The sequence below is a fragment of the Microcoleus sp. FACHB-672 genome (assembly GCF_014695725.1).
GTDB lineage: Bacteria > Cyanobacteriota > Cyanobacteriia > Cyanobacteriales > Oscillatoriaceae > FACHB-68.
The window spans coordinates 245,106-266,105 of sequence record NZ_JACJOU010000007.1 but is presented as its reverse complement, the minus strand read 5'-3'; the positions used below and the strand labels follow the sequence as shown (position 1 = coordinate 266,105).

At 49.2% G+C, this 21,000-nt stretch carries 21 protein-coding genes; 10 read left to right on the top strand and 11 right to left on the bottom strand.

The features are described 5' to 3' along the window. The 4 genes from H6F56_RS04810 to atpC all read left to right on the top strand — a co-directional run bounded on the left by H6F56_RS04810 (position 1) and on the right by atpC (position 4,084). Positions 1–153 (top strand): hypothetical protein, encoded by a 153-nt coding sequence (locus H6F56_RS04810; protein WP_190665703.1) that lies wholly within the window; start codon positions 1–3, stop codon positions 151–153. Positions 154–713: 560 nt separating this feature from the next. After that, positions 714–1,670: an ADP-ribosylglycohydrolase family protein gene (locus H6F56_RS04805; RefSeq protein WP_190665702.1), complete on the top strand. Its 957-nt coding sequence runs from the start codon at positions 714–716 to the stop codon at positions 1,668–1,670. 382 nt (positions 1,671–2,052) lie between these two features. Then, entirely contained in the window at positions 2,053–3,510 is a 1,458-nt protein-coding gene (gene atpD, locus H6F56_RS04800; protein ID WP_190665701.1) for a F0F1 ATP synthase subunit beta, read from the top strand. A 160-nt stretch (positions 3,511–3,670) separates the two neighbouring features. After that, positions 3,671–4,084 carry an ATP synthase F1 subunit epsilon gene (gene atpC, locus H6F56_RS04795; protein ID WP_190665700.1) on the top strand — a complete coding sequence of 138 codons (414 nt, stop codon included), beginning with the start codon at positions 3,671–3,673 and terminating at the stop codon, positions 4,082–4,084. 79 nt (positions 4,085–4,163) lie between these two features. Here atpC and H6F56_RS04790 read toward each other — a convergent pair whose 3' ends face one another. The 3 genes from H6F56_RS04790 to H6F56_RS04780 all read right to left on the bottom strand — a co-directional run bounded on the left by H6F56_RS04790 (position 4,164) and on the right by H6F56_RS04780 (position 5,524). Then, a complete protein-coding gene (locus H6F56_RS04790; protein ID WP_190665699.1) occupies positions 4,164–4,463 on the bottom strand; it encodes a hypothetical protein in 300 nt (99 codons plus the stop codon). A gap of 69 nt (positions 4,464–4,532) precedes the next feature. Continuing rightward, on the bottom strand, positions 4,533–5,129 hold the full coding sequence (locus tag H6F56_RS04785) for a DUF3177 family protein (RefSeq protein ID WP_190665698.1): 597 nt from the start codon (positions 5,127–5,129) through the stop codon (positions 4,533–4,535). A 173-nt stretch (positions 5,130–5,302) separates the two neighbouring features. Next, positions 5,303–5,524 carry a Calvin cycle protein CP12 gene (locus tag H6F56_RS04780; RefSeq protein ID WP_190665697.1) on the bottom strand — a complete coding sequence of 74 codons (222 nt, stop codon included), beginning with the start codon at positions 5,522–5,524 and terminating at the stop codon, positions 5,303–5,305. 728 nt (positions 5,525–6,252) lie between these two features. Here H6F56_RS04780 and H6F56_RS04775 point away from each other — a divergent pair. Together H6F56_RS04775 and H6F56_RS04770 are read left to right on the top strand one after the other, a co-directional pair. Further along, complete coding sequence (locus tag H6F56_RS04775) at positions 6,253–7,479, top strand: FIST signal transduction protein (RefSeq protein WP_323797582.1); 1,227 nt, start codon at positions 6,253–6,255, stop codon at positions 7,477–7,479. Positions 7,480–7,589: 110 nt separating this feature from the next. Continuing rightward, positions 7,590–8,195 (top strand): hypothetical protein, encoded by a 606-nt coding sequence (locus H6F56_RS04770; RefSeq protein ID WP_190665695.1) that lies wholly within the window; start codon positions 7,590–7,592, stop codon positions 8,193–8,195. A gap of 379 nt (positions 8,196–8,574) precedes the next feature. Here the strand turns inward: H6F56_RS04770 and H6F56_RS04765 are convergent, their stop codons facing one another. Continuing rightward, positions 8,575–9,663 carry a metallophosphoesterase family protein gene (locus H6F56_RS04765; RefSeq protein ID WP_190665694.1) on the bottom strand — a complete coding sequence of 363 codons (1,089 nt, stop codon included), beginning with the start codon at positions 9,661–9,663 and terminating at the stop codon, positions 8,575–8,577. Between the two features lie 343 nt (positions 9,664–10,006). Here H6F56_RS04765 and H6F56_RS04760 point away from each other — a divergent pair, with 343 nt between their 5' ends. Continuing rightward, the gene (locus tag H6F56_RS04760) at positions 10,007–11,500 is read left to right on the top strand and encodes a hypothetical protein (RefSeq protein WP_190665693.1); all 1,494 of its coding nucleotides are present in this window, start codon (positions 10,007–10,009) and stop codon (positions 11,498–11,500) included. A gap of 109 nt (positions 11,501–11,609) precedes the next feature. Here H6F56_RS04760 and H6F56_RS04755 read toward each other — a convergent pair whose 3' ends face one another. Further along, positions 11,610–13,772 (bottom strand): NAD(P)/FAD-dependent oxidoreductase, encoded by a 2,163-nt coding sequence (locus tag H6F56_RS04755; protein WP_190665692.1) that lies wholly within the window; start codon positions 13,770–13,772, stop codon positions 11,610–11,612. Positions 13,773–13,934: 162 nt separating this feature from the next. Here H6F56_RS04755 and H6F56_RS04750 point away from each other — a divergent pair, with 162 nt between their 5' ends. Then, positions 13,935–14,168 (top strand): hypothetical protein, encoded by a 234-nt coding sequence (locus tag H6F56_RS04750; protein ID WP_190665691.1) that lies wholly within the window; start codon positions 13,935–13,937, stop codon positions 14,166–14,168. A gap of 80 nt (positions 14,169–14,248) precedes the next feature. On the opposite strand, the gene H6F56_RS04745 is transcribed toward H6F56_RS04750, so the two are convergent. Then, on the bottom strand, positions 14,249–14,686 hold the full coding sequence (locus H6F56_RS04745; protein WP_309236438.1) for an MgtC/SapB family protein: 438 nt from the start codon (positions 14,684–14,686) through the stop codon (positions 14,249–14,251). 114 nt (positions 14,687–14,800) lie between these two features. Next, positions 14,801–15,907 carry a M23 family metallopeptidase gene (locus tag H6F56_RS04740; RefSeq protein WP_190665690.1) on the bottom strand — a complete coding sequence of 369 codons (1,107 nt, stop codon included), beginning with the start codon at positions 15,905–15,907 and terminating at the stop codon, positions 14,801–14,803. A gap of 264 nt (positions 15,908–16,171) precedes the next feature. Here H6F56_RS04740 and H6F56_RS04735 point away from each other — a divergent pair, with 264 nt between their 5' ends. Both H6F56_RS04735 and H6F56_RS26110 read left to right on the top strand, forming a co-directional pair. Continuing rightward, complete coding sequence (locus H6F56_RS04735; protein ID WP_190665689.1) at positions 16,172–16,861, top strand: phosphatase PAP2 family protein; 690 nt, start codon at positions 16,172–16,174, stop codon at positions 16,859–16,861. A gap of 196 nt (positions 16,862–17,057) precedes the next feature. Then, positions 17,058–17,423, top strand: a complete 366-nt coding sequence (locus tag H6F56_RS26110; RefSeq protein WP_190665851.1) for a hypothetical protein — start codon at positions 17,058–17,060, stop codon at positions 17,421–17,423. 268 nt (positions 17,424–17,691) lie between these two features. Here the strand turns inward: H6F56_RS26110 and H6F56_RS04725 are convergent, their stop codons facing one another. From H6F56_RS04725 to H6F56_RS04710, 4 genes are read right to left on the bottom strand one after another with little or no spacing between them, the layout of a single operon-like run. Then, complete coding sequence (locus H6F56_RS04725; protein WP_190665688.1) at positions 17,692–18,753, bottom strand: NAD(P)-dependent alcohol dehydrogenase; 1,062 nt, start codon at positions 18,751–18,753, stop codon at positions 17,692–17,694. Positions 18,754–18,791: 38 nt separating this feature from the next. Continuing rightward, positions 18,792–18,998 (bottom strand): hypothetical protein, encoded by a 207-nt coding sequence (locus tag H6F56_RS04720; RefSeq protein WP_190665687.1) that lies wholly within the window; start codon positions 18,996–18,998, stop codon positions 18,792–18,794. Further along, positions 18,979–19,740 carry an SDR family oxidoreductase gene (locus H6F56_RS04715; protein WP_190665686.1) on the bottom strand — a complete coding sequence of 254 codons (762 nt, stop codon included), beginning with the start codon at positions 19,738–19,740 and terminating at the stop codon, positions 18,979–18,981. Before H6F56_RS04715 ends, H6F56_RS04720 begins: the two co-directional genes overlap by 20 nt. 30 nt (positions 19,741–19,770) lie before the next feature. After that, a complete protein-coding gene (locus tag H6F56_RS04710; protein WP_190665685.1) occupies positions 19,771–20,856 on the bottom strand; it encodes an alpha/beta hydrolase in 1,086 nt (361 codons plus the stop codon). Between the last annotated feature and the right edge of the window lie 144 nt (positions 20,857–21,000).

The following is a 21,000-nucleotide window of genomic DNA, read 5'->3' as shown; positions in this document are numbered from 1 at the left end:
ATGTTAAAAGAATTTCGTGATTTTGCCTCTTTGTTCGGACTGCTGTGCTTGCTATACTTCTGGCAAAATCCTGCAAACTTTGCCTCATTCAGTCCAGTGGGTGCTGAGTGGAGTCAGTTTTACGGCAGCTTGCAACAAGTAGAAAAAAGGTGAGTTTTTTGGGTCTTTTTCAGAATCTGATTCCTCAAGAAACAGAACAGTCCCACACAATGATTGAGTTCTCTCGAACAACAGCTTCAGGAAATGTTAAATCAGACTTTTCAAGATTAGTCGGCTAAAGTGACGCTGCTGTGTAAAAAATATCTTCAGTTAGTTATCCTTCCAAAGACTGTTACGCCTCAGTAAAGGGTGACAGTCCTTGGGGGATCTTGCCCTCTTCCGCTAAGCTTACAGATAATGCATTAATAAAAGAGGTTATCTGTGTGTTTTTTATCGGCACCCCTCTTTGAGGGAGTGGTGTTCGTTTCAGGGTGCATCTTATCGATTCTTGATTGACTCTTTTCCATCAATAGCTAGCATCGGCATCGCTGCTTAGTTGCTCTGATGATGGTTTAAATCTTAGCAATTGACAAGCCCTCCAGTCTCTCGCTGGGGGGCTTTGCATTGGGATGAACTTGCGATTAAAGTTTTCTAATTATCGGTTAAGGTGATAGCGGCGAGTCATCACGAGGCTCGATTACGCAATACCAGTTCATATTAAGGCAGGTGTAAAAATGCAACCCACATCAAAAATCTTGTCGGGTTTAATGGGTTTATGTGTGGGCGATGCCTTGGGGGTGCCGGTGGAATTTACCAGCCGTGCTGAAAGGGTTAAGATGCCGGTGACAGAAATGACCGGCTATGGCACTTATAACCAACCACCCGGCACTTGGTCAGATGATAGTTCCCTGACATTTTGCTTAGCAAACTCTCTGTGTGCCGGCTTTTCTTTAGAGGCAATAGGCGATGCTTTCGGCTGGTGGTACAGCGAAGGTTACTGGACGCCTTACGGGGAAGTTTTTGACGTTGGCAACACCACCAGACAAGCAATTACAAACTTACAACGAGGCGTCCTGCCTCTCAATGCCGGCCTCACGAGTGCATCAAATAATGGCAATGGTTCATTGATGCGAATTCTTCCCCTATCATTTTATTATAAAAATCTCAGCTTTTCAGAATTAATTGAGCGAGTTCATCAAGTTTCTCGAATTACTCACGGACATTGTCGGTCACAAATAGCCTGCGGAATTTATACCAGTATTGCCATAAATTTATTAAAAAGATTAGATCCTAAATCTGCTTATCTGCAAGGCATCAAAAATATTAAATCAATTTATACGCAACCTGTAACCGTCCGAGAAATTAACTCTCATTTTCACCGAGTCTTCAGCGGTAACATAGAGACACTGTCAATTGATGAGATTCACTCAACTGGATATGTGATTCACACCCTAGAAGCGGCTTTGTGGTGTTTATTAAATACTTCTTCCTATGCCGAATCTGTGCTAAAAGCTGTGAATTTGGGCGAAGATACCGATACCACCGCAGCCGTCACCGGCGGTCTTGCCGGCATCTACTACGGCTTAGAAAATATCCCCAAAGAATGGGTCGCTCAAATAGCCAGAAAAGATGATATCGTTGCCTTAGCAACTCGCCTAGAAGCAGCCATTAATAGCTCTAGCAAAAAGTAACTGTAGCAGCTCAACCCTTTAGATCCAGTAGTCAGAGCAGTTATTGACCCTCTTGCAAAAGCGCAGAACCATCAATTCGTTTATCACTGCAACCATTAACTTATCTGTGTATGCCTATGCCTAGGCTTAACGGCACGCTACGCTATCATCGGTGGTTGAATAAAAAATAATTATTTAAATACCAAGTAGCTATATTCATATATAATTAATCACGCATAGCGAGAATGCCAACCCGAACACACATCCAAAAATCGCCCAAAAGGATGTTGTGAGGAAAGATCACCCCGATCCCCATCAGTGGTAATCTGAACAATGGCAATTGTAACGCTCCGTAAAAATTTCCGACCGTATCTGAAATAGCTAAACACAAAAAGGCGCGAGCATGGTCACCACCGCAGAAAAGACAAACGTAGGCTACATCACTCAAATCATTGGACCCGTTGTAGACGTTAAATTCCCCAACGGCAAGATGCCCCAAATCTACAACGCGCTGATCGTTACCGGCAAAAACGCAGCCGGCAATGAAGTTTCCGTCACCTGTGAAGTGCAACAATTGCTGGGCGACAACCAGGTGCGTGCCGTTTCCATGAAAACCACCGACGGCTTGGTGCGTGGCATGGAAGCAATGGATACCGGCGCACCCATCAGCGTACCCGTAGGTGCCGGCACCCTAGGTCGAATTTTTAACGTCATCGGCGAACCCATCGACAATCAAGGGCCGGTCAACACCGAAGCGACCTCTCCCATTCACCGTGACGCCCCAGCATTCACCGAATTAGAAACCAAGCCCTCCGTTTTTGAAACCGGCATCAAGGTTGTAGACTTGTTGGCTCCCTACCGGCGCGGCGGCAAAATCGGTCTGTTTGGCGGTGCCGGTGTTGGCAAAACCGTAATTATCCAAGAACTGATTAACAACATCGCCAAAGCACACGGCGGCGTATCCGTATTTGGCGGCGTAGGCGAACGCACTCGCGAAGGCAACGACCTTTACAACGAATTTAAAGAATCTGGCGTTATTAACGAAAAAAACCTCGGTGAATCCAAGGTTGCCCTCGTCTACGGCCAGATGAACGAGCCACCCGGAGCACGGATGCGCGTCGGTCTGTCTGCTTTGACAATGGCCGAATACTTCCGCGATGTCAACAAGCAAGACGTGCTGCTGTTCATCGACAACATCTTCCGCTTCGTGCAAGCCGGTTCTGAAGTGTCCGCACTCTTAGGCCGGATGCCTTCCGCCGTGGGATATCAGCCCACTCTAGCAACCGAAATGGGTCAATTGCAAGAGCGCATCACCTCCACCACCGAAGGTTCCATTACCTCCATTCAAGCCGTTTACGTGCCGGCAGATGACTTGACCGACCCCGCGCCGGCAACCACCTTTGCTCACTTAGACGCCACCACCGTGCTGTCTCGTGCGCTGGCATCCAAAGGGATTTACCCAGCCGTTGACCCCTTAGATTCCACCTCCACCATGTTGCAACCCAGCGTTGTGGGTGAGGATCACTACAACACGGCTCGTACGGTGCAATCAACCCTGCAACGTTATAAGGAACTTCAAGATATCATCGCCATCTTGGGCTTAGATGAATTGTCTGAAGACGACCGGCTCACGGTTGCTCGCGCTCGGAAGATTGAGCGGTTCTTGTCTCAACCCTTCTTCGTGGCAGAAATCTTCACCGGCGCTCCTGGCAAATATGTCAAGCTCGCAGACACCATCAAAGGATTTAAGATGATTCTGTCTGGTGAACTCGATGCACTGCCAGAACAAGCGTTTTACTTGGTTGGCGACATCAACGAAGCAATCGCCAAAGCCGAAAAAATGAAAGCCGAAGGCAAGTAATCACAAGGCGAGGATGTGGGAATTCTCCACGTCCCTAGCTTGCTGACGCGAAGCGGTGGGATGGCTGCACCAACTAAAGGTACGGGCATTGGTAAATTTTCCCATGCCCCATCCCCTGTGTTCCATTCGCAACTGACAACTGACAACTGACAACTAACCTATGACATTAACAGTTCGCGTAATTGCGCCCGGTACAACGGTTTGGGATGCCACCGCTCAAGAAGTCATTCTGCCAAGCACCACCGGCCAACTCGGTATTTTATCGGGACACGCTCCCCTGCTGACGGCTCTCGATACCGGCGTAATGCGAGTCCGTCCCGATAAAGAGTGGGTGGCAATTGCCTTGATGGGTGGCTTTGCAGAAGTTGAAAACGACGAGGTCACCATTCTGGTTAATGGCGCACAGCGGGGTGAGTCCATCAATCTTGAAGAAGCGCGTACAGCTTATAACCAAGCCCAAACCCGCGTCAATCAATCCCAGAGTGGCAACCGCCAAGAGCAAATTCAAGCCATGCAAGCACTGAAGCGCGCTCGCGCCCGCTTTCAAGCTGCCGGCGGCATGGTGCAAGCCTAACGAAACTAAAAACAGAGGATAGAGGCATGATCATCCCTCTTCACTCTGTTATTAGGCTCTTGCCCTTAGTCCCTATTCCCTAAACTCCCACTTCTGATAGCAACGGCTGCATCGTTTCCCAAGATAGCCCTTGCTGGATGTATTGGGGGTTATTTGGGTTATAGGGACTTGCGAGCCGGTCAATCGTGAGAATTGTTGCTTGATCGGGCAACACCGACACCTCTGGATCAAAAGCTGTAGGGCGCATTAGTGAACTAGAAAAGCCCTTAAAAATCGCAATTTGATCCGCTTCCCCCTCGATTTCAGCCGTTACGATCAGAACTTCCTGCGGTCGTTTCGCTGTATATTTTTCCAAACGCTGCTCAATAGAATTGTTCATTTCCACTGTTAATTGCTAACTGTTCAATAACTATTCGCAATTATCAAGCAACCAAGGACAAGGGATAAATCAGTGACCCGTCGCAGATCGCCCCTGCAATTTTAGCTTGACCAGCACAAAGTAGCTCAGAGACACCACGTAAATCAACAAACCGACAACACCTAGAAAGCCTAAAAACTGGACTGTCGTATTCGCGTGGAAATACTGTTTAAACAGCAACGGTGGATCGATCCAAACTTGACAAAACCGGCTACTCAGTGCCGTTTTATCTACTGCACAACGTAGGAAAGGAATTTGGAATAGCGCACCCAAAGCACTGTAAACCGTAATCGCCCATCGCCAAGATGTAAAAGCCAGCTTCAAAGGTGACGAGGATTGGTCGTCAATTTCTTCATTAATATCCACCCAAAACCACAAAGATATGGGGATCAAGACGCGAGCAATTACCGTGGCGACAAAGCTAAGCGGGATCGACGCAATCATTAAGTAAAGCGTAATCGCTAGCAAGCTAGCCACCCGCCAGTAAATAATTAGCAACCGCACAACCGCCTCAGATTTTTGGACAAATGCCCAAAGTAGCAAAATCAAGGGGATTGCAATTGTAAATACAACCGCCAGCCGGTAATCTATCCAAACTAACGATTTAAACCAAGGTTCAGCAGGCATAGTTATTCAAAAAACAATCTCAGAGGAATCTATTGCCGATTCCCAGGCTAGCATTTTATTTTCACAATATCTCCTAGCACAAAAAACAAGCAACTGGAATCTTTTATGCAGTATTCCAGTTGCTTGCCAGTTATCGGCTTTTCCGGAGTATTCGCCTAAAGCATCAACTGACTTTATTCGTCATAGATTCGGCATTCAGCCGCATCAGGGTTGTCATCACAGTATTTCTCAAGGGAATTCTTCGGCTTACTTTGACGTTGATGGGAGGCTTCAGCTTGCAGTTCTTCAACGACATCCCATGCAGCCGCACACTCACCGGAGGTTGCGCCATTAACATCACAGGCGGCGCGAGCCTGTTCGCGCTCTTGTTCAATTTGTTTCTCGAGGTTGCTCATAGATTTGGTGGTTTCAACAACGTTCTATTAGTATCGGCAGAATTTCAAGATTTACTGCTCTTGAAATTTCACTCAGGTGTTGCCCCAGCAGACATTAAAACGCTGAAATGCTAGCAAGCTAGAATGCTGATTTTGCAATCGTTCTAACCTACTCTGCCCGCTCGCCTTTCGGCTACAACTTTCAAACGTTCAAACTCTATTCTGGATAGGCGCTCACTCACTATTGACACATGAATACAGCAGCCAGACTGTATCGCTCTGTATTTTTTAAGGTTTTGCCGTCAACCGAGCCTCGAAGTAAGTTTACACCTGAGTGCTGTCTCTATTAAATATGTTAACTCATGTTAAGAACGGATTTTCCCACTTCTTTACCCAGGCACGCTTCTCTGGCACTCTATCTTCCTGAGCCGCTGTAGCCTACCATAGTCTGTGAGTCGCAATATACTTGCAGGCTAAACTAAAGCAGAGGTATAGCAGCCATCCTTCTCACACTGGCGCTCCTCTTCGGTGTGGTTCAACCCATTTAATCCTTGGAAGCCCCCGAATTCAACCTTACCATTTTGCGTTAGATTTACAAAGGATGAAAAGTGAATGCAAATCCTACAGCTATTAACTAGCCTAGGTAACAGACCATTGAACTCCAGTCCCAACTCTAAATTCTAAACTTTAAAATGGTATAGCCCTACGCTGTGAGAGTTTCTCCGAGGGTAGAACCGATGGCAGACCAGATGAAGTGGACAAACGCCTTATCAACCCGTTCTTCGTTGGAAGCGGCAGTCAAAGAAGTTGTAGAACAAGCGCAACAGTCGTTGGACGCACCGGCAGATTTAGGGCTGGTATTTATTTCATCGGCCTTTGCCAGTGAGTATTCCCGGCTAATGCCCTTACTCCAAGAGTATTTATCAGTGCCGGCCTTAATTGGCTGTGGCGGCGGCGGCATCATCGGCATGAACCGGCAAAGCACGACCCAAGAAATCGAAGGAGAACCCGCTCTGAGTCTGACTCTAGCGCATTTGCCTGGAGTAACCGTCCGGGCCTTTCATATCCCTAACGAAGACTTGCCCGACTTAGATAGCGCCCCAAATACCTGGGTCGATCTCATCGGCGTTGAGCCGGCAGATCAGCCTCAATTCATCCTCCTGTCAGATCCCTTCACGTCTGGCATTAATGATTTGATCGAAGGACTTGATTTTGCCTACCCCGGTGCCTCCAAAATTGGGGGTTTGGCCAGCGGCAGTGGCATTGGGTCCGGCATAGGATTGTTCTCTAACTATCGGCTGCACCGAGATGGCACTGTTGGCCTCGCCCTCAGCGGCAATATCATCATGGAAACCATCGTGGCCCAAGGATGCCGGCCCATTGGCCAAACTTACCATGTCAGTGCCGGTGAACGGAATGTCGTGCTAGGACTGGAGGAGCAAGCCATTGGGTGCGCTAAATCTCGAACCCCCTTAGAAGTGCTGCGCGAATTGATTCAAAGCCTCAACGAAGAAGACCGACAACTCGCCCAGAACTCCCTATTTGTTGGGGTAGCGCGGGATGAATTTAAACAAGAACTTGATCGCGGCGACTTCTTAATCCGGACTTTGCTAGGAGTAGACCCCAAAGCCGGTGCCATTGCCATTGGGGATCGCGTCAGACCCGGACAGCGCATTCAATTCCACCTCCGCGACGCCCGTACCTCAGCAGAAGACCTGGAAATGCTCCTAGAACGCTATCAGAGACAGGCTTCCTCAACAGGTCTTCCTGCCGGCGTCGGCGCTTTAATGTTCTCCTGTGTGGGGCGAGGAGAAGGGCTTTATGGCAAAGCCAATTTTGACTCCCAACTGTTCAACCAGTATCTCAAAAACATCCCGCTCAGTGGCTTCTTCTGCAATGGCGAAATAGGCCCTGTCTGCGGCAGCACCTTCTTGCACGGCTACACCTCAGTCTTTGGGATTTGCCGGCAGCTCTGAAAAAGGATAAAAAGTAAATAGTCAACCCTCCAAGGAGGAATTTTCCATATCCTTTCCCTGTCCAAGCGCTCGCGTTTCCTCTCCTAACTACACACAATTGACCCCCGACAATGACCATTAAAACAACATCTGAGCAGATAAATACTTTGCAAAAGCTGTTCAACACCGGCGTTGAGCGCTCCAATACAATGTTGAATTATCTGACAGAATGGCCGCTTCACTTGCAGATGTCTGCGATTGAAATATTGTCGTCTCAGCAGTTGCAAACAAAACTAGAGCAACGCGTTAACACGGAATACGTCGCCGCAATGGAACTTGCCGTCAGAGGAGAATTTGAGGCGGTTGCTCAGCTGATTTTTCCCGCAGATAGTGCCGCTACCCTTGTAGAAGTGCTCGCCGATCCCGACCGGCGAAACCTTGACCAAGAGGCCCTTAAAATGAAAACCCTTAGCGAAGTCGGGAATATCTTCTTCAACGGCGTAATGGGTTCTCTAAGTAATGTGATCAATGGAGGCATTACTTATATGGCTCCCACCTACAAAGAAAATACAGTTAAACATTTATTAGCATCAAGTGATTCAAATGTTAATGCAACGGCAATCTTAGGAAGAATCCAATTTAAAATTGAACAAATTCAAGTCAAAGGAGATATTATTTTATTTTTTAAAATTTATCCCTTTGAAAATTTACTAGAAGACATTACGCTAAATAAATAGCATCCTTAAAAGCCAATCAAAGCATCCTGTTCACTGTTGGTAAATGAGTGAGGTTAAGGTTATAGTTTTTAAAGAACTTTGCAAATAATCTGTTTTGATAAAATTGTTGCAGAAATCGAGAAGTTCGGGAGCATCGCATTTTTGTAAATTTGAAGTGCTTGCATTTTTCCTGCTTGGCGTCATTTCAAGGAGCAAGATGTTCCCCTAATATTTGGCAAATCTAGGAAGCATCCAGAAGTTCTGCCGGCACTTAGGTTTTACTTACTTTTTCTACAAATGTTAATAAGGGCGAATTGAGCCAGTAAAATTTTCCATTAGACAAATAACCTTAGCTCAAAACCCGCCCGTGTCCTAAAAAAAATCTTGGCTGAGTGCAGATTTAAAGCATGAGCGTGGCGTGGTTGTCGATACTGTCAGTCGCGCTAAACGCTTCAAAATATCGTCGCACTGGTGAAGGAAAATCAGAGAAATCAAACATCGCATCGCCCATCGCAATATCTGCCCAAAAATAGCGCAGACTGGCAACCAACGGTTCTGCCTGCGCCGGCGGTAAATTTAAAGGCGCTTCTGTTAAAAGTCGCATCATAAAAGGATAACTGCGCTCACCCATCCACTCACGCGATTGCTGTGGCAGCGCCGGCATATCAGGAACAGCATCCACCCGATGAGTTTCAATTTTCAACTGTTTTTGACCTTGCCCGTCCATTTGAAATTGCAAGACTCGATACGGGTGCGGGTAGCTAACTAAAGAGCCGGTCGTGATATCGTAGATTCCGTGATTTTCCGCAACATCCTGAACGTGCAAATGGCCGGTAAATACCAACTGCGCCCCCGCTTGCCGCAGCAATTCTAACAGTGCCGGTGCATTCTCCAGCATATAGCGCCGGCCTAAAGAATGGCGCGATTGCCCCGGTAGATGCTCTACAACATTGTGATGCACCATCACCATCACCACCGGCTCATCAGCAGCACTTAAAACCGCTTTCAGCCACGCCATCTGCTCATCATCCAAACGCCCGAAAGGCAGTTGTTTGCCTTCCCCATCAAACTGGTTAGAATTCAAACTGATCAGTCGCACTCCCGGCAAAATTTCGCGAGTGTAATAAAGCTGTTGGGGGTTGTCATAACCTTGCCGCAGATAGTAACTTGGAAAATCTGCCAAACCAATGGATCGCTCATTGGGCAGCAGTTGCGGGACATCATGATTTCCCGGCACCACGTAAACCGGAAAAGGCAGTTGAGCGAGCCGATCAGACAGCCAAGCATGATTCTCCGGTTCACCATGCTGTGTCAAGTCCCCCGGTAGCAACAGAAAATCAAGATCGAGCTTAGCTAGATGCTTGAAGACTATTTCCAGCGCCGGAATACTGACTTCTACCAGATGAAAGCGGCTAGGATGATCCCAGATCGTGTGAGGAAGCCCAATGTGGGGGTCGCTGACTACCGCAAAGCGAAAATTTAGATTCATAATCAAAAGTTAACAAAATGAGATGCTGTAAATTTCCCGCCGTCCCGCAAGGATAGGGCTAGGAACGTTAGGCTAGGGAAGATATTCCTGTAACAATTTTTACTGTTTACTGTGAAATTTGGGCTTTCCAGCAGTCTTAAACCGGACAGTGTCGGCAGGAAATTTACACAGAGCCTAGATTTTGTGTCTTACTTATTAATAGCTGTAAGCATAGAAGTATAGAGGTTTTAAATGATGCGCGGTACGTGATAACCTCTAAATATTGAATAACTATTGACAAAGTAACACAAGTCTGTAAATAACATTTTAAAATTTCTGGATCACATCAATGAGCAAAACTGATATGTCCAACAACCCATATTTCCCGGACGCAAACGACCCAGAGCGTGCGCTCACATCCCAACGTACTGATGCCTCAGCCGCTTGGACAAACATGAATGAGGAGCCGGCTAACCCGTCAGAACAAGACGCCGAAGACTGGCTAACCATTAATTTCCCGAACGCCATCAGGATCGATGAAATTGAGGGCAAAACCGTTGAGGAACCGGCACCGCCACCCGTGGCAGAACAGCCCCAGACAACAGCCATTGCACCTTGGTCCACTTCCGCACCATTTTTGTCAGAAAGTGATGCCGGCATCACGAATCTTGGCGATCTCATCGCACTGGTTCAACAACTTCGCCAGCGCAACTATGAACTAAGCCAGCGTGTAATTTCTGTCGAAAACGCACTTCATAACTGTCAAAATGCAGTGCAGATGCAGCAAACGCTCTCCCAATCCCAAGAAACTCTATTAACCCAAAGAACCCAAGATTTAGAAGCCGCTCAAGCGCACATCATCCAGCTGACTCACAAACTCGCAACCACCTATCAAGAATCCCAGTGCCAGAAACAATTAATTTATAGCTTGTCAGAGCAGTTAGAAATCAGTCAGCAACGACTGGCTCAAATCGAGCGGGAATGCACCGTTACACAGCAGCGATACAGCGAACAGTCTCACCGGCTTCTGCAAACAGAAACCACCTGCCGGGATTTACGCGCACGTCTACACCGGCAGCAACGCCACACCTTGCAATTAAAAGCCGCCCTAGAAAAATGTTTAGAGATGCCTGAGTCCTCAAATGCATCGAAAGAAGCTGCGCTGAGGGAAGACACCAATAGCGAAATCATCGCCGCAGGGGAAGAAGAACTCAAGGAAACGGAAGATCAAGAAAGAACAATAGAAGCGCTCACTCAACAACTCAACTTCCAACATCCAACCGTTGATGCGCCGGTGCCCATTGCCAGTAAAGCAGATCCCATTAAACCTTGGGTGGCACCAGGAGCAGAGATGAGTGAGCGGGCAACTTCTCAACCTTTAGATTCCCTAATTACACCCGCAACCCCCGATCTGCCGGTGAATGATTATCTAAGCACCCCAAGCGAGCCGGCAGACCCTTACGACTCAAGCCCAGCAGCAAATAACACCGAAACTCGTCTGTGGCAAGAGTTAGCCCAATTGATTGACTCAGCCGCCTCCCTTGCAAATCTCCACTCACCGGCTGCCCTTACCGCAGCAGAGCCGGCACTCGCACCGGCTGCTAATCAAAACAGTGAAGTTGGAGAAGTCGCGAAGCCAGAAGCAGAACACCCAGCACGGGAACGGGGCCAAAATTTAATCTTCAACCCACCCAATCCGAACTCCGATGCTCCCGAACCCCAGCCGGCAGCCACCAGCGGAACTTCAGACACCGCACTCCCAAATTGGCCATCGCCAATCGTTTATCCCCAGCAGCCCCCCAAAAAGCGCCAATCACTGGCGGCAATTGACCTGCCAACCTTTCCCCGAATCAAGTAAAAATAAGCCTTGGGCGTGGGGAATTTTGGAAAAATCAGGGGGAGATGGCAAGAAGCAAACAGACACCCCCTAATCCCCGCCCATTCCCAAAAAATAAGTGGGCTAAACTCTATAAAAACTCCCCTTCACACTTAGCGACTTGCCTTTCCCTACCCATCGCTGAGAGCTGAGCACTCTTCTGAGGACGCCCTAAGCCATCTGTGAGCGCGTAGCTAATAGCCAGGAGCCACAGCCAAAGCGCAGGATAACGCGGTTCTAGCCAAGGCTGAACCCGCCGGCTGAAGTATGGCACCCACCACCACAGCCAGCTATTGAGAGACTCAAGGGTAAAGCTTAAGTAGGCACCTCCCCAGCGCAGCACATCTTTGAGGTTGACAAAATTAAGAATCCATACTAAAAGGAATGGATTTTTCCAAGCGGCTTCTAGGGCGAGCCGGTTAAACGTCAGCCAATCGACTCGGTCTTTAATAAACGTCTCGGCTACGACTTCTTTTTGCTGGGATAGAATCCCGAAAAAGGTATTCAAGATGGCATTAATCTCCTGGGGTCGGATGAATTTACCCGTCGGCACCATCATGCCTTTAGAAAACAGCCAAGTCACAGAGACGTTGCTTTGATAGGCGCGAATTTGGTTCAAATGACCGGCACTGAGGAGATCGTGCTTGAGTGCAGTATCCAGCAGTTCAGTTAAGCGCGGCAAATTGCGAACCAAAGAACCAAAGCCGGTGAAGACAAGGGGAGATTGGAGAGATGCGGCATCGCCTATCGCAATCAGCCGATCCACTGCCACTTTGCGATCACTGCTGCCCATACTAAAATGGCCGGGAATGTAACCGAACGTTGCCTTTTTCCAAACCAGCTTCTCCATATCGCACCGGCGATACTCTGGCAAAATCGTGAAAAAGTCCTCGTACATCTCCAGCAAGGAACCTGGATTTGTGGGGTTTACCTGATGGTAGTGGAACAAATAAACCGTCAGTTCCTCGCCGGCAGCCGGAAATAACTCCCAAATCAGCTGCCGGCCTCGCGAGATATCCCCATGAGTGTTCAGCACATCCCCATACTGCGAATCCCACACCCCTGGCTCAAATCCGCTATCAATCACTGCACCTACGGTTGGGCATACACTGTCAAATGCGCGCCCACCGTTGAGCTGCCAAGCAATGGGAGAAGCGGTTCCCATCGCATCCACCAGCAAACGACCTGTTGCTTGCCGTTCGCTGCCGGTGGGCAAATGCTTGGTTTGAACTGTAACTTGAGCCGGTTCTACATCTGCCCGGATAAACTCGGTTTCATCCCAAATCTCACCGTCGGCAGATTTAAGTTTTTCCCCACACAAGCGCAGCAGATGTTCAGCATCCAGCGCTACATTCAGCACCTTCGGGGTGTGAAGAACCGGCGCTTTTGCTATCGGTGGATTATTGGCATCAAAAAACTTGTGAAACCCATCTTTGTATTCCCGTGCGATTATACTTTCTACCTCAATCGGGGTAAACAAACCCAAATCTATTAAGCTTTGAATCTCATTGCGGGAAATATTCCACTCACGATTCATTCGCCCAAACGGCAGCCGTTCCAGTAGCAACACCCGGTAGCCTAACTTCGCCATTACCGCTGCGTGGATCACGCCCAAAGCGCCCCCCACATAGATTAGGTCATAAGTAGAGTTTGGAGAAGATCGCTCTCGTTCTCCTCCTCTTCCTCTGTCCCTCTCTTTCCCAGAGAACACAACCTGACGCGGTTTTTGGGGATTCCGCACCCCCTCCCGCCAGCGTTGTTCCCACCAGTAGACGCGCTTGAGGTCATATTCACCATTGGGGAATTTCTGAAAGTATTTAACGGTTTGTGGGTAAGCCGGTGCGAGTGCCTCAAAGATAGACTGCTGCGACAGATCAACCGTCGGCGGTTCTGGATATTGATGGGGGAACTGCTGTCTCAGGCCGGCAGTCAGATGCTCCAACAGTTGGCTTTCTCGAACTACCGGCTTTTCTACCCAGCGAAACACCTTCAAATACGTTGTTCGCTGTACCGACCAAATAAAGACTGACAGTTCCTCAGTTGGTGAGGGCAAAGTTGAGGCGGTGAGAGAGGTTTGACTCTCTCCCTTTTCTCCTCTCCCCCTTTCCCCGCCTTGGTTCTGGGAAAACAGCACTCGGATGCCGTCAGGGGTGAGCAGTTTCTCCCCAGTTCCTGGCTGAAAATCTTCTTGCAACCAGCGTCTTACCCCATCTCTGTCCGGGGTTGGAATTTCCAAGTAGAGGATTTCTTTCATTTGGGGGGTATTAACTCCGATAAATAACCTAAAGACAGAGTAGACAAGGGTACAAAGTGCGCTACACTTCCGGATACTGAAATTAAAACAGCTTAAAAAAAGTTTACACAGTTCTCATAGTTTCTTAGTTTCTTAAACCAAAATAAATTGCTTTAACTTGCCATGAATTATCCCATTCCCAGCAATCAACAAGAAATTGTGGCGATGCAAACCGAGCCGGTCGATGAGGAGTTGGTCGCGGCTGCCATCGCCGGCGTGATTAAAATTACTCGATCTGAAGGTCGATCCTTAGACCAATTAATGGCTGAGGTGCTAGCCGACGACAATCTCCTCGACAAGGTGCAAAGACGCTGGCTCAGCGATGTTGTGGCTCAAGCTTGGGAATGTCTGACTTAAGTGCTGAGCTGAAGGAGTTTTGAGGAATGAGTGAGGAAAGAGAGTTTTGAGCGCCCCATGCCCCATGCCCCATGCCCGCATCACTTTTCTAGTAGCTTAAATATTCTGAGAATCAATAAACATAGGGTGACCCCGATTATTCCGAGTTGCCATAGACCACAACCGGCAGCAACCCCCAAAGCCGCTGAAACCCAAATTGCTGCCGCTGAGGTTAAGCCACGAATTTTAAACTTTCCAGTTTCCTGCTGAGACTGGCTAATAATTTCCCCAGCCCCAAGAAAACCTATGCCGGTTGAGACTCCCTGCATCACCCGGCTGATAGTGTCGGAAACATCTTCAGCGGTTCCGAGTTGGAGCGGGACGATCACAAAAATTGCGGCCCCGAGGCTAACCAGCATATGTGTTCTTAAACCCGCCGGTTTTCCCTTGAGTTGACGTTCCCAACCAATGCCGGCACCGAAAAGCATCGCAAGGCCGAGCCGGAAAATGATACCGATCCAGTCATTAGGGGCTAGCACGGTGCAAATTAAACCTGTGAAGAAGAACTGATAGCGGCATCGGTTGAGTTTATAGCAATTGTCAGTGCAATTGGTGTAAATCGTCTGAAATGGTAAACCATTGAGCGCTTAAAATTATTGGAGTTCGACTTCTCGCTTCACATCAATTAATACGCGATCACCCCGCATCAACTGATATTCGCCACGCCAGACGCCTGGAATCAAGGGACGCTCTTTGTTGTTACGTTTACCGGCATAGTTCATCCACACCCGATTTGATTCATTAATCTCTCGTTTGTCGTCCACAATGACTTTACCATCAGGAGCAAATATCCGGACTTGCTGAGTATCTCCTTTGAGGACGCCATAGGCGTGCACCCAAAATAATAAGGCAGGACTATCTTGTGGGAACGTTGTCTCAGTAAAGCGTCCTTCCCACAGATCATTCATTTTAGGGGGTTGAGTGGAAAAGCCGGCACGGATCAGGCCGGTGGGTGTATAAGCAATGGGTTGATCCCATAACGGGCGCGCCTCGATTTTGCAGCCGGTTTCATCAGTTGGCCCAACAAAGGGGTCTACAACTTTACCTTGGTAACGAACACTAAGATGTACGTGGGGGAAGGAAGCTAAGCCTGATGAGCCGATCATGCCCAATACAGCGCCTTTTTCAACCTGGGTTCCCGCTTGGGCAACCACGCTACCATTGCGGAGGTGGCAGTATTGAGTTTGCCAACCGTTAGCGTGTTCGATTACGACACCATTGCCACACTCTTTGCCTTCTACAGCTTGTTTGGTCGTCTGATCTTCAACTCGCCGGTCGGGTTCTCCATCGCGTACTCGCAGCACTTTACCGGCTGCTGAGGCTTTGACGGCAACACCGGCAGCCATCGTCTTTTCGTCGGGGATGGCAAAGTCTGTGCCATTGTGCTCGTCATAGGTTAAGCGACCGCAATTAAAATCTACGGCTTCTGGGCCTGGATCGCGGTCTAAATGGTGCATGATAAAGCAATCTTTGCCAAGCTCGCAGTCAATAGGGATACCTAATTGGAAATCACGATTCGATTGGGCGATAGTGGGTGCTGAGGTGGCTGCCGGTTTTGCATTGGATTGAGTGATCGTGGGTGCTGAGGTGGCTGCCGGTTTTGCTATTGTCGTTGACTGTTGACCAAGGCAGCTGGGCAGACTGGACAGCGCAATGGTGAGAAGGAAGATAAAAAAATGTTTTTTGGATACTGGAATCATTGTCGCTATGACCATTTGGGTAGGAAGCTTTGACGAAGGTTGTTGAAGCAGGTTTCGTTTAAGCCAAGATTGAAGCGCGTGCCGGTGTGGTCAATCTGCTAAGTTTTTCGGCAGGATGAATAAAAGCGATAACCGCTTTCGGCCAGCCAAACGCCTACAGCCGCACTGCGGAGAAAGAAGGCTGGCTAAGAGCCGGTGTTGCCCAAGTTTGGGCTAATTTGCTGTAGACGACTCACCCATGCAACCCCCTAAATACTGCACATCATGCGTTATAAGCTTTTATCATTGCTCTCAACAATTCGGATTGTAGGACTGCTGGTTGCCGCCTTCGCGATGTGGGGTTTTGTCCAAATCGCTGATGAAGTGCTCGATAAGGAAACCCAAGCGATTGACACGGCAATTTTACTCGCTCTGAAGCGCTCCCACACTCCGCTGCTGGATCAATTGATGCTTGGTGTGACGTTTTTGGGGGAACCGACTTTTTTGCTGGTAATCTGTCTTGGCTTAGGAGTTTTGTTGCTAATCCTCAAGCGCCAGACGGAAGCTACAACTTTGGTGATTGCGGCAGCCGGCGCAGTTGGCTTAAATTATTTGCTTAAAGTTCTATTTTCCCGTGACAGGCCGGCTTTGTGGGATCGCGTGATTGATGTGGGTCAATACAGTTTCCCTAGCGGTCATGCAATGGTTTCGATGGTGATTTACGGTTTAATTGGGTTTTTGGTGGCAAATCGCTTTCCCCGGTGGCGCTGGTTGATTGTAACGCTAAGCATTGGGTTAATTGCGGCGATTGGGTTAAGCCGGCTTTATCTAGGCGTTCACTGGCCAACTGATGTGGTTGCAGGATATTCAGCCGGCTTGGTATGGCTGTTGACTTGTATTCTCAGTCTGGAAGTTTGGAGCTTTTATCGTTCTGCTGCCGGTGAAAATGAGGATAAATCTCTTACTCCAGATTAAAGTATTTTTGTCAAGTTTCTGCTGGAGTAATCTTTAATCGCTCGATCTCCCTAAGTCCTATTCCCTGGTTCATTAATTTTCAGGAAACCTTTACCATGTAAGGGTTTCCTATTTTTTATGGCGATGTTAAGAATTTCTTATATTTAGATACTCTCAAAAAAAAACAGTAACGTTCGTAACAAATTTATAAGTCTTTATGACTTTTTCATATTTAACCGTTAAGTTAATAATAGATAGTCAGCTTGGTGAGGAAGAAGTTATGGTTGCGGTACAAATCAGGATGGATGAAGATTTAGACCAGGAAGAAGTGATTAAATATCGCACTGGCCAAAAGGTTGAGCTAAAACAGCGTCCTGGTGTTGTCCATACAATCGCTGAGTATGATCCCATGATGGTGCCGCCCATCTGGTTAGAGAACGACCCCCAGCCCAGATATCCTGAAGAATTAAGATTAGTTCGTCATTCTCCTGTAAGCGTCGGTTCGGTGCAGCTACCAGGAGGTTGCAAGGTACGGTATTTAGATGTGCAAGGGCGTGTGCGGGTGATCAGCAAAACCTGCTGATAAATTAAGTATTTTTGCTGGCTATCGGTGCCGTGCGTGAACCAAGCCGACGGCACTCATTATTAAACCGCAGATGAACGAACTATCCGTTTATCTGCGGTTTCTGTTTGGATTGCTGTTAAAGGATGTAATGCCAAATCCGATTAGGGTTAGCGACCCAAAAATCGGGTGCGACAGACACACCCGCCCGAATTGCCGACTGTACACTCCCCAAAAAAAGAGTCACAATTAACCGAATTGGGTATTACTCCTTCGAGGTTCCACTCGGTTATTCAGATTTAAGAGATGCCATATCGATACAGAAGCGGTATTTCACATCGGACTTGAGCAGTCTTTCGTAAGCTTCGTTAACTTTTTGGATGGGGATGACTTCAACATCGGCTGTGATGTTATGTTCGCCGCAAAAGTCGAGCATCTCCTGGGTTTCGGCAATTCCACCGATCATAGACCCGGAGAGACTCCGACGACCCACGATCAGGCTGAATGCCGCGATATCCATTGGCTTTTCGGGTGCGCCGACAAGAGTGATGTTGCCGTCAAGGCGAAGCAGGTTGAGATAGGCGTTGATGTCGTGATTGGCGGAGACGGTATCGAGGATGAAATCAAAGCTACCAGCGTGCTTCTGCATCTCGTCGGCATTGCGGGAGACCACCACTTCGTGGGCACCGAGGCGGAGCGCATCTTCCGTCTTAGCGGGCGAGGTGGTGAAGACGACAACGTGGGCACCGAACGCACGGGCGAACTTCACGCCCATGTGTCCCAGCCCGCCAAGACCTACTACGCCGACCTTCTTGCCCTTAGTGACGCCCCAGTGGCGCAGAGGCGAGTAGGTAGTGATGCCGGCGCAGAGGAGCGGCGCAACCCCGGCGAGAGCGAGGTTATCTGGAACGCGCAGAACGAAGCGTTCATCGACGACGACGCTATCAGAGTAGCCACCATAGGTGACTGGAGCAGTCTTGTGCTTGTCTGGGGAGTTGTAGGTGAAGATTACATTTTGGCAAAACTGCTCAAAGCCAGCTTTGCAATGGGGACAGGTACTATCCGAATCGACCATACAGCCGATCGCCGCGAGATCACCGGGCTTGTACTTCGTCACTGCCGAGCCAACCTCAGTGACCCGTCCGACGATCTCATGACCGGGGACGATTGGGTAGGTAGTAGACATGAAGTCGCTCCACTCATTACGCACCGAATGGACGTCCGAGTGACAGATGCCGCAGAAAAGGATTTCGATCTGAACATCATGTTCGGTTGGATCGCGCCGTGCGATTGTGTCGGAAGCGAGCGGTGCGGTCGCACTGGCTGCGGAGTAAGCTTTGGCGTTGTACATAATATTGATGCTCCAATCTGGAAGATAAGCTGGTTTACTTATACTCGCTCTTGAATCTGTCCTGGTATTGTTCGTCGCTGACTTTTTTCAGCCAGTCCACGGGTTTGCCGTCGAGTACCTTCTGAGTAGCGATATGAGTCATCGCCCTTGGCGGTGAAGGTGACGATAGCGACAATGCTTTGTTGTCGTGCGTTTAGGGTTTTATCGGGTTGGCGAGGAACATCACTACACCGTTTGACCGCCATCAATGACCAGGGCGTGCCCGACGGCGAAGGAGGACGCATCCGAACACAGCCAGACGACGGCATTGGCGATCTCTTCGGGTTGACCCATCCTGCCAATTGGTTCCTGCGAGATCACTCGCTCTTGTCCTTCGGAAGTGCCGCCGCTGAAGCGATCCATCATCGGGGTGTCGATGATTCCGGGACACACAGCGTTAATGCGAATGTTCTGCGCGGCATAGTCGAGAGCGGCTGCCTTGGTCAGTCCGACCACGCCGTGCTTTGCAGCCACGTAAGCAGCTTGACCTTTGAAGCCTTTGACTCCAGCACCTGAAGAGGTATTCACGATCGCACCGCCCCCAAGCTTTTGCATCAGCGGGATTTCGTGCTTCAGGCACAGGAACACGCCACGCAAGTTGATGTTGACTATGCGATCCCACTCCGCCTCATCCAGTTCCGCCGCCGCCGCTAGCTTCTGTTCCACACCGGCGTTGTTGAAGGCAAAGTCCAGTCGCCCGAAGGTCTCAATGGTCTGATCCAGGGCTGCCTTCACGTCCTCGGTTCGTGTTATGTCGCACTTGACGGCGATCGCCCGTCCGCCGAGTTCCTCAATCATACGAGCCGTTTCTTGATTGCCCTGTTCTGAAATGTCAGCGACTACCACTGCCGCGCCTTCGCGTGCAAACGCTAGCGCTGTAGCTCGACCAATGCCGTTTGCTGCTCCGGTGACAAAGGCTACCTTGCCTGTAAAGTTCTGATTGTTCATGGGATTTTTTACCTTGTTTCTTGCTTCACCCTATTTCAGATGTTGGGTGAAAAAGGATGTGAGCTTGTCAAAGGGGATAAGGTTCACCCGGTCATACAAATCGACGTGTCCCGCATTCGGAACCCGGACGATCTCCTTCGGCTCGACAGCGCGGTTGTAGGCGTCCTCGCTGAACTCCCGGGAGTGGGCTTCTGTGCCGGTGACAAAGAGCAGCGGACGACCGATCTCCTCGATCCTTTCAAGCGGGTAATAGTTCATGAACCGCACGACGCTGGTCAGCGTCGGCTTCGTCGTCCGCTCGGGAGACGAGCCTTTCGGTGTGAACTCGCCCCGGGGAGTCCGGTAGAAGTCGAAGAACTCGCGCTGAACCGGGTCGGTGCTCGCCGTCAGTTCGTTCGTCGTTCCACCCACGTAGGCGGTCTCGCCGCCCGTGAACTCCACGTAACGCTGCTCCGCCGCCGCAGCGATCATCTGCTTCCTTTGCTCGGCGGTCACCGACTTCCTAAGCCCATTGCGAGCCGCCGCGCCCATGTCGTACATACTCACAGTCGCGACGACCTTGATGCGGGGGTCGATCTTGGCGGCGCTGATAACGAAGCTCCCGCTGCCGCAAATCCCAAGAACACCGATCCGGTCTCTGTCCACGAATGGTCGGGTGCCCAGGAAGTCCACTGCTGCGCTGAAGTCCTCGGCATAAATCTCTGGCGCGATGAGGTTTCGCGGACTCCCCTCGCTCTCGCCCCAGAAGGACAAATCGAGGGACAAGGTGATGAATCCCTGTTCAGCCAGTTTTTGGGCATACAGATTCGAGCTTTGTTCTTTGACTGCGCCCATGGGGTGCCCGACAATGATTGCCGGATTCTTGGCGTTCTGATTTAAGGCTTTGGGAATGAAGAGATTCCCGGCAACCTGCATGTTGTATTGGTTTTTGAATGTCACCTTTTGCATGGTCACCTTGTCGCTCTTGTAGAAGTTGTCCGCCCCCTCGACCACAGCGGACTGCTGCACGGGTGCTTGGGAGACCTTACGCGAGACGTGTGTTTTGTCAAGTGCAAATGCCGCCGTTGTGCAGATTGCACTAATCAAGAGGGTTGGTATTAGAATGCGGTTTTTCATTGAGTTCTCCATCTGTGTGGGTTTATCTAGCGGATTAGCTTTGGTTCGATGCCTCTGCCTTCAGCGGGGCCATATCAATGACGAAGCAAACTTCTAAATTGCTGTTTCCTGTCTTTGCGCGTTTGAATTGTTAATCCTGCGAGG

Coding starts and splice junctions, on each gene's coding strand:
- H6F56_RS04765 (WP_190665694.1), bottom strand. CDS start 9,663: ATGAATCTAAATTTTCGCTTTGCGGTAGTCAGCGACCCCCACATTGGG.
- H6F56_RS04780 (WP_190665697.1), bottom strand. CDS start 5,524: ATGAGCAACCTCGAGAAACAAATTGAACAAGAGCGCGAACAGGCTCGC.
- H6F56_RS04760 (WP_190665693.1), top strand. CDS start 10,007: ATGTCCAACAACCCATATTTCCCGGACGCAAACGACCCAGAGCGTGCG.
- H6F56_RS04810 (WP_190665703.1), top strand. CDS start 1: ATGTTAAAAGAATTTCGTGATTTTGCCTCTTTGTTCGGACTGCTGTGC.
- H6F56_RS04715 (WP_190665686.1), bottom strand. CDS start 19,740: ATGAACAATCAGAACTTTACAGGCAAGGTAGCCTTTGTCACCGGAGCA.
- H6F56_RS04785 (WP_190665698.1), bottom strand. CDS start 5,129: ATGCCTGCTGAACCTTGGTTTAAATCGTTAGTTTGGATAGATTACCGG.
- H6F56_RS04725 (WP_190665688.1), bottom strand. CDS start 18,753: ATGTACAACGCCAAAGCTTACTCCGCAGCCAGTGCGACCGCACCGCTC.
- H6F56_RS04710 (WP_190665685.1), bottom strand. CDS start 20,856: ATGAAAAACCGCATTCTAATACCAACCCTCTTGATTAGTGCAATCTGC.
- H6F56_RS04735 (WP_190665689.1), top strand. CDS start 16,172: ATGCGTTATAAGCTTTTATCATTGCTCTCAACAATTCGGATTGTAGGA.
- H6F56_RS04755 (WP_190665692.1), bottom strand. CDS start 13,772: ATGAAAGAAATCCTCTACTTGGAAATTCCAACCCCGGACAGAGATGGG.
- atpC (WP_190665700.1), top strand. CDS start 3,671: ATGACATTAACAGTTCGCGTAATTGCGCCCGGTACAACGGTTTGGGAT.
- H6F56_RS04740 (WP_190665690.1), bottom strand. CDS start 15,907: ATGATTCCAGTATCCAAAAAACATTTTTTTATCTTCCTTCTCACCATT.
- H6F56_RS04770 (WP_190665695.1), top strand. CDS start 7,590: ATGACCATTAAAACAACATCTGAGCAGATAAATACTTTGCAAAAGCTG.
- atpD (WP_190665701.1), top strand. CDS start 2,053: ATGGTCACCACCGCAGAAAAGACAAACGTAGGCTACATCACTCAAATC.
- H6F56_RS04750 (WP_190665691.1), top strand. CDS start 13,935: ATGAATTATCCCATTCCCAGCAATCAACAAGAAATTGTGGCGATGCAA.
- H6F56_RS04790 (WP_190665699.1), bottom strand. CDS start 4,463: ATGAACAATTCTATTGAGCAGCGTTTGGAAAAATATACAGCGAAACGA.
- H6F56_RS04775 (WP_323797582.1), top strand. CDS start 6,253: ATGAAGTGGACAAACGCCTTATCAACCCGTTCTTCGTTGGAAGCGGCA.
- H6F56_RS26110 (WP_190665851.1), top strand. CDS start 17,058: ATGACTTTTTCATATTTAACCGTTAAGTTAATAATAGATAGTCAGCTT.
- H6F56_RS04805 (WP_190665702.1), top strand. CDS start 714: ATGCAACCCACATCAAAAATCTTGTCGGGTTTAATGGGTTTATGTGTG.
- H6F56_RS04720 (WP_190665687.1), bottom strand. CDS start 18,998: ATGGCGGTCAAACGGTGTAGTGATGTTCCTCGCCAACCCGATAAAACC.